General features: G+C 69.5%; 9 protein-coding genes. 4 read left to right on the top strand and 5 right to left on the bottom strand.

Features of this window, described 5'->3' with window-relative positions:
• Positions 1-121 precede the first annotated feature (121 nt).
• Both G6023_RS11480 and G6023_RS11475 read right to left on the bottom strand, forming a co-directional pair.
• Positions 122-802, bottom strand: a complete 681-nt coding sequence (locus tag G6023_RS11480) for a potassium channel family protein (RefSeq protein ID WP_096906570.1) — start codon at positions 800-802, stop codon at positions 122-124.
• On the bottom strand, positions 795-2,171 hold the full coding sequence (locus G6023_RS11475; RefSeq protein WP_119193322.1) for a TrkH family potassium uptake protein: 1,377 nt from the start codon (positions 2,169-2,171) through the stop codon (positions 795-797). The genes G6023_RS11480 and G6023_RS11475 overlap by 8 nt, the downstream gene beginning before the upstream one ends.
• An 89-nt stretch (positions 2,172-2,260) precedes the next feature.
• On the opposite strand from G6023_RS11475, the gene G6023_RS11470 reads away from it, so the two are divergent.
• Positions 2,261-2,614, top strand: coding sequence for a VOC family protein (locus tag G6023_RS11470; protein ID WP_119193321.1), 354 nt, complete (start codon positions 2,261-2,263; stop codon positions 2,612-2,614).
• 5 nt (positions 2,615-2,619) lie between these two features.
• Here G6023_RS11470 and G6023_RS11465 read toward each other — a convergent pair whose 3' ends face one another.
• Complete coding sequence (locus G6023_RS11465) at positions 2,620-3,507, bottom strand: sigma-70 family RNA polymerase sigma factor (RefSeq protein ID WP_182635578.1); 888 nt, start codon at positions 3,505-3,507, stop codon at positions 2,620-2,622.
• Positions 3,504-4,004, bottom strand: a complete 501-nt coding sequence (locus tag G6023_RS11460) for a carboxymuconolactone decarboxylase family protein (protein ID WP_241727825.1) — start codon at positions 4,002-4,004, stop codon at positions 3,504-3,506. Before G6023_RS11460 ends, G6023_RS11465 begins: the two co-directional genes overlap by 4 nt.
• 154 nt (positions 4,005-4,158) lie before the next feature.
• Between G6023_RS11460 and G6023_RS11455 the strand changes: the two genes are divergently transcribed.
• The 3 genes from G6023_RS11455 to G6023_RS11445 all read left to right on the top strand — a co-directional run bounded on the left by G6023_RS11455 (position 4,159) and on the right by G6023_RS11445 (position 5,205).
• Positions 4,159-4,299, top strand: coding sequence for a hypothetical protein (locus tag G6023_RS11455; RefSeq protein ID WP_156523631.1), 141 nt, complete (start codon positions 4,159-4,161; stop codon positions 4,297-4,299).
• Between the two features lie 36 nt (positions 4,300-4,335).
• Complete coding sequence (locus G6023_RS11450) at positions 4,336-4,476, top strand: hypothetical protein (protein WP_163376143.1); 141 nt, start codon at positions 4,336-4,338, stop codon at positions 4,474-4,476.
• Between the two features lie 108 nt (positions 4,477-4,584).
• Entirely contained in the window at positions 4,585-5,205 is a 621-nt protein-coding gene (locus G6023_RS11445) for a DUF1707 SHOCT-like domain-containing protein (RefSeq protein WP_182635577.1), read from the top strand.
• 54 nt (positions 5,206-5,259) lie between these two features.
• On the opposite strand, the gene G6023_RS11440 is transcribed toward G6023_RS11445, so the two are convergent.
• Positions 5,260-5,929: MFS transporter (locus G6023_RS11440; RefSeq protein ID WP_241727824.1), on the bottom strand; the 670-nt coding region annotated here is incomplete at its 5' end.

Below are 5,929 nucleotides of genomic sequence, written 5' to 3'. Positions count from 1 at the left end.
GCCCGCTGGGACGCCGCACGCCGCTGATCCGGGCACGGGTGCAGGGACCGGGCACGGGTGCAGGATGCGGGCCCGGGGCGCAGGTCCGACCCGGCCCGGCCCTCCGGGCGCGTGGCGCTGGTTATCTCTTGCGCTCGGAGAAGTCGGCGAACCGCTCCAGATCGCGGACGTGGCCGGACACGATGATGACGTCGTCCGGGCCGATGATGGTCTCCGGCTGGGCGTACTGGAACGGGCTTCCCGGGGCCTTGATGCCGACGATGTTGACCTTGTGACGCTTGCGCGGGTGGCAGTAGTCGATCGACTTGCCGATGACGTCCCGTGGTGGCCGCATCTTGACGATGGCGAAGTCCTCGTCGAACTCGATGAAGTCCATCATCTGGTTGGCCACCAGGTGGGCCACGCGGACGCCGGCGTCGTGCTCGGGGAACACCACGTGGTCGCATCCGATGCGAGTGAGGATCTTGCCGTGGGCCTGGTTGATCGCCTTGGCCCAGACCTGGTCGATCCCCAGGTCGACGAGGTTCACCGCGACCAGCACGGACGACTCGATCGAGGTGCCCACGCCGACGACGGCGGTGGAGAAGTCCTGGGCCCCGAGCTGTTGGAGCGCCTCGAGGTCGGTGGCGTCGGCTTCCACCACGTGGGTCAGGGAGTCGGCGTACCTCTGGACGAGTCCGTGGTCGCGTTCGACCGCGAGGACCTCCCGGCCCTGGCCGACGAGTTGGGTGGCGAGGGAGACGCCGAACCGGCCCAGGCCGATGATGAGGACTGGGGACTGGCGACGGGTGCGATCAGCCAATGATCGGCCTCTCTGTGGGTAGGCGATACCTGGTCCGCTTTGCTCGCATGGTCAGCGCGGTGGCGAAGGTGATGATGCCGACTCGTCCGGCGAACATCAGCCCGGACAGAAGGTACACCCCCGCCGGCTCGAGTTCGGCGCTGAGACCTGAACTCAACCCGCAGGTGGCGAAGGCGGAGATGGACTCGAACAGGGGGCGTCCGAGATCCTCACCGGTGAGGATCATCAGGGCCAGGGCGGATCCGGCGACCAGCGTGAGCCCCATCCCGGCCACGGACACCGCGACCCGGATCGACGAGGTGGGCAGCGCGCGCCCGTGTGCCGTGGCGTCCTCCCGGCCCCGGGCCTCGGCGAGGAAGGCCAGGAAGATGACGGCCAGGGTGGTGACCTTGACGCCGCCGGCGGTCGAGACCGAACCGCCCCCCACGAACATCAGGGCGTCGGTGATGAGCATGGTCGACGCCGTCGTGTCGACGGGGTCGATGATGGCGAAACCCCCGGAGCGCATCATCACCGAGGCGAACACCGAGTGCTGCAGTTTGTCGACCACGCCCTCGCCACCGAGGGTGGCCCCGTTGCTCCACTCGAGCGCGGCGAACCCGAGGGCGCCGACGAGCATGAGCAGCACGCTGACCTCGACCGTGAGGCGGGTGTGGAGGTTCCAGCGTCCCAGGTGCCACTGGTGCTTCCACAGCACCAACAGGACGGGGAAACCCAGACTGCCCAGGAACACGGCGCAGATCAGCGCCCAGAACACGACCGGGTCGTCGGCCACCGAAGCCAGGCCGTCGGGGTGGAGGACGAACCCGGCGTTGTTGAACGCCGACACCGCGTAGAACACCGCGCGCCACAGCCCGTCCCCGAACGTGCCCTGCTGGGCGATGAACCGGGGCGCGAGGATGAGCGCGATCACGAGTTCCACCAGGGCGGACGAGACGACGATGGTCTTGATCAATGATCGGACCTCGCCCAGTCCACCCGCCGACACGCCCGTCTGGGCGAGCAGCCGGGTACGCACCCCGAACTGCCGGGTCACCGAGAGTGCCAACAGGGAGGAGATCGTGACGATCCCCAGGCCACCGACCTGGATGCCCGCCAGGATCACCACCTGCCCGGCCGTGGACCAGTGGGTCGCGGTGTCGACGGTGGTCAGGCCGGTCACCGACACGGCGGAGGTGGCGGTGAACACCGCGTCGTGCAGGTGTGCGTGCTCTCCCGAGGAGGTGGCCCAGGGCATCATCAGCAGCACCGTGAAGACCGCGATCGCCGCGGCGAACGCCAGGAGCGCCGAGCGGGCCGGGGAACTGTAGGTGAACGCCCGGGCTGCCTGCGCGCCTGAGGACAGGACCCCCGGAATCGTCGAGACCATGCCGCGAGGGTAATCCCGACCGCCGCGTCGGCCACAGTTGGTGCGCGAAGTCGTTACTGAACGGCGTCAACACTCGTAACGTCGGCGGTATGCCACGGATCCCTCTCGAAATCACGCTGGTCGAGTTCCCCAGTACCTCGATGTCCGCCACGAGCGAGTTCCTCGCGACGGTCTGCGGCTGGGAACCCACCGTGTACGGGGAGTCGTACGCATGCCTGGTCGGCGGGGGCATCGACGTGGGCGTGCAGGGGGACGACGACGAGCAGTCCCCCGCCCCGCTCATGGTGATCCGCGTGCCGGACCTCGACGAGGCCCGCGAGCAGGTCGAGGCCGCCGGTGGCATGGTGACGTTCGGGCCGTTCGACTTTCCCGGTGGCCGCCGTTTCCATTTCCGTGAGCCCGGCGGGAGCGAGATGGCGATGTGGGTGCCGGCGCCAGCCTAGAACCGTCAGGCCGGCGCGAACCCCTCGGGCAGTGCCAGCCGGGTGAGCTTGTCCGGGTTGCTGTGGAAGTAGAGGCGTGAGATCTGGCCGTCGACCACGCCGACCTGCGCCACCCGCAGGACCCCGCGGGCGAGGACCGCCAGCGCGAACTCGCCGTTGACCTCGACGGGCGCGATCATCCCGCCCGAGAATTCCGTGGCCTTGATGAGGAAGTACGCACACTTACGGGCCCCCACGATGTCCCGCCGGGCGGCATTGACCTTGCCGCCGCCGTCCGAGATCACGCGGGCATCGGCGGTGAGGGCGGCGATCGTCTGCGGAAGATCGCCGGCCAGGACGGCCTCCACCAGGGTCGAGATCACCGCGTCCGAGGCGGGTTCGGGTGGACGCAGGTCGGACTCCAGGCGGTGCCGGGCCCGGCTCACCCACTGGCGGACGGTGGCCACAGCCGCGCCCAGGGTGTCGGCGATCTCGGCGTAGGGCAGGTCGTACGCCTCACGAAGGACGAACGCCGCGCGCTCATCCGGGCCCAGCTGTTCGTAGGCCAGCAGCACGGCGATCCGCAGATCGTCGCGGCGCTCGGCCCGGTCCGCCGGCAGCAGGGCGGTGTCGACGGGCTCGGGCAGCCACTCGCCCGCGTAGTCCTCCCGCTTGCGCCTGCGCAGCCGGTCCAGACACAGCCGCGTCGCCACGGTGGTCAGCCACGCGTCGACGTTCCGGGGCGCGGACGACGGATCGAGCGCCACCCACCGCGCCAGTGCCTCGTCAGCGGCGTCCTCGGCGTCGGCCCAGGTCCCGGTGATGCGGTAGCCCACCCCGAGCAGTCGGCCCCGCACCCGCTCCAGCGCGGCGCGGTCCGGCAGCGCCGTGCTGGCCGGTGGCGCCACTGTCATGGCCGGGTCGTCGGTTCCAGGTCGCTCGGGACGAGGCCTCGCAGCGTCGCCGGATCCTTGCGGGTGGCGATCGCTATCCGGTTCCATGCGTTGATCGTGACGATCTCCATTACGAGCTGTCCAGCCCCGCTTTCGCCCCGGTGGCGGGCCACCTCGTCCCACACCTCGTCTGGCACGGAGTCCTCACCGTCGATGTGGGTGACGGCGTCCGCAAACGCGAGGACCGCCCGCTCCGCCGGGGACAGTTCCTCGGCGTGGGCGGGCCACGTCTCGGCGACCGCGATGCGGGTCTCACTCCAGCCGTCCTTGCGGGCGTCGCGTCGGTGCATGGCCAGGCAGTAGCGGCAGCCGTTCACCGCCGAGACGCGGAGCCGGACGAGGTGGCTGTCCTCACGGGAGACCCGCGCCCGCGAGTAGGCCTCGAGTGCCAGCATGGGTGCCATCGCGCCCGCGCTGACCTGTTTGCGCTGTTCGGTACTGCGTCGTGGTGTGCTCATGTCTCTTCGACGCACGAGGCCGGCCCGATGTGACAGACACGGTGGGAAGTGTGATGCGAATGTAATAGTTTCCTTCGAAATCTGTGGTGTGGTGGACCGTAAGGCGGTTGTCGTCTATACGCTCCGCGTCCCCCTACCCGCACGAGAGGCCCCCATGGATCCCTCAGTTCTCGGCCCTGTTTCCGGCTCGCTCATGGCTCCGATCGACTTCCTCGTCGACACCCCCGCGGAGCCGCTCGCCCATGTGTTGTACGACATGGCCATCGGCGTCATGGAACTCGGTCTCGGCCTGTAACCCCGGACCCGACTCGCTCACGTCAGGAGCATCGTCATGCCACACCCTGCTTTCCTCGGCCCGATCTCCACGGCCGTGATGAACCTCGTCGACGGGCTGTCCCGGATGAACGCCCCGGTCGAGACGATCACGTCTCTGACCATGTGGGCCTGGGACATCGCCGACCTTGGGAGCTGATGCGCCCCCCGCCCCGCCGCGTCGAGCGGGTTCGGGGCAGTAGCCCGATGATGCGGATCGGGACGATCCCCTGTCGCGCCCGGCGTCGTTCCCTTCTACCCTGAGCCCATGACCGACCCGGACGATCTCCTGCTCTCCGATGCCGAGCGGCTGCACGCCCTCACTGCGCTCGGGGACCACTACGCGTCCGGCCGACTCGACGATCCCGACTTCCACGCCCGCTCCGGCGACGTGGCTGCCGCCCGCACGCTGGGTCAGTTGCACGGCTCGTTTCGCGATCTGCCCGGCGGCACCCCCCTGACCTCGGTCGACGGCATGATCGTCCAGTCGGCGGCCGCCGGGCGCGGCGAGCTGATGCCTGCCTCGTCGTCGTCGTCCTTATCTCCCACGCAGTCCTCGGCTCCCGCCACCCGCGACCCCGACGCCGACCTGGACGACCTCCGTAAGCGCGGCAAGCTGGTCGAGTCGCTCGACGGGATCGTCTTTGGCGTCACCATGATCGCGTTCCTGGTCCTGCAGTTCATCGTGGGCTGGCAGTACGCATGGATGGTGTGGCCGACGATGATCGTCACGCTGGGCGCACCGCGGGCGATCCTGCGCTTCACCGATTCGGACGAGAAGACCTACGAGAAGATCAAGAAGGCTGATCAGAAGGCGCGCGAAGACCGGCTGCGCGCAGCGGAGGACCGCATCCGCGAGCTGGGTGACGGGCGCGAGAACCGGGGCTGATCCGTCCCTCCGGGCGCGGGCGGGGCGTGTGGTGCGGGCGCCAGGCGTCTGCGGTCAGGTGTCCTCGAGTGCGTAACCCTTGCGCTCCGGGAGGGTGAAGGCGGCGAGGGCGGCGACGACGAAGGCCGCGGCGAAGACCCCGAAGACCATCACAGTGTCGCCCAGATCGAGCAGGAGCGGCACGAGCAGTGGCGCGATGATCGAGGCGATCCGCCCGAACGCCGCCGCGGCGCCGGTGCCGGACCCGCGGGTCGAGGTGGGGTAGAGCTCCGGGCCGATCGCGTACAGGGCTCCCCACGCGCCGAGGTTGAAGAACGACAGCGCCATGCCGGCGGCGATGATCGTGGCCGGGGAGTCCGCCAGGCCGAACAGTCCGGCCGCCACCGCCGAACCGGTGAGGAACACCGCGAGCGTGACCCGCCGACCCCAGATCTCGATGAGCCACGCCGCCACCGCGTACCCCGGCAGCTGGGCGAGGGTGATGATGAGCGTGTAGCCGAACGACTTCACCAGATCGAAGCCCTGAGAGACGAGCAGGCTGGGTAGCCAGATGAAGGCGCCGTAGTAGGAGAAGTTGATCCCGAACCACACGACCCACAGAGCGGCGGTGCGCTTACGCAGGCGCGCGGACCAGATGGACTCGGCGGACTCGGCGGGCGATGCGAGCGCCGCGCCGGCGGAGGCGGACGCGGCCCCGGCGTGAGAGGGCGTGGCCCCGTCGGCG

Origin of the sequence: Dietzia sp. DQ11-71 (assembly GCF_014144995.1) — a bacterium.
In the GTDB taxonomy this organism is placed as follows: Bacteria; Actinomycetota; Actinomycetes; order Mycobacteriales; family Mycobacteriaceae; genus Dietzia; species Dietzia kunjamensis.
The sequence above is the reverse complement of the archived record's forward strand: the minus strand, read 5'-3'. Positions and strand labels throughout refer to the sequence as shown.

What these genes read in the sequence shown, in the direction of transcription:
- G6023_RS11475 (WP_119193322.1), bottom strand. Translation starts at nt 2,171, where the DNA reads ATGGTCTCGACGATTCCGGGGGTCCTGTCCTCAGGCGCGCAGGCAGCC.
- G6023_RS11470 (WP_119193321.1), top strand. Translation starts at nt 2,261, where the DNA reads ATGCCACGGATCCCTCTCGAAATCACGCTGGTCGAGTTCCCCAGTACC.
- G6023_RS11465 (WP_182635578.1), bottom strand. Translation starts at nt 3,507, where the DNA reads ATGACAGTGGCGCCACCGGCCAGCACGGCGCTGCCGGACCGCGCCGCG.
- G6023_RS11460 (WP_241727825.1), bottom strand. Translation starts at nt 4,004, where the DNA reads ATGAGCACACCACGACGCAGTACCGAACAGCGCAAACAGGTCAGCGCG.
- G6023_RS11455 (WP_156523631.1), top strand. Translation starts at nt 4,159, where the DNA reads ATGGATCCCTCAGTTCTCGGCCCTGTTTCCGGCTCGCTCATGGCTCCG.
- G6023_RS11450 (WP_163376143.1), top strand. Translation starts at nt 4,336, where the DNA reads ATGCCACACCCTGCTTTCCTCGGCCCGATCTCCACGGCCGTGATGAAC.
- G6023_RS11445 (WP_182635577.1), top strand. Translation starts at nt 4,585, where the DNA reads ATGACCGACCCGGACGATCTCCTGCTCTCCGATGCCGAGCGGCTGCAC.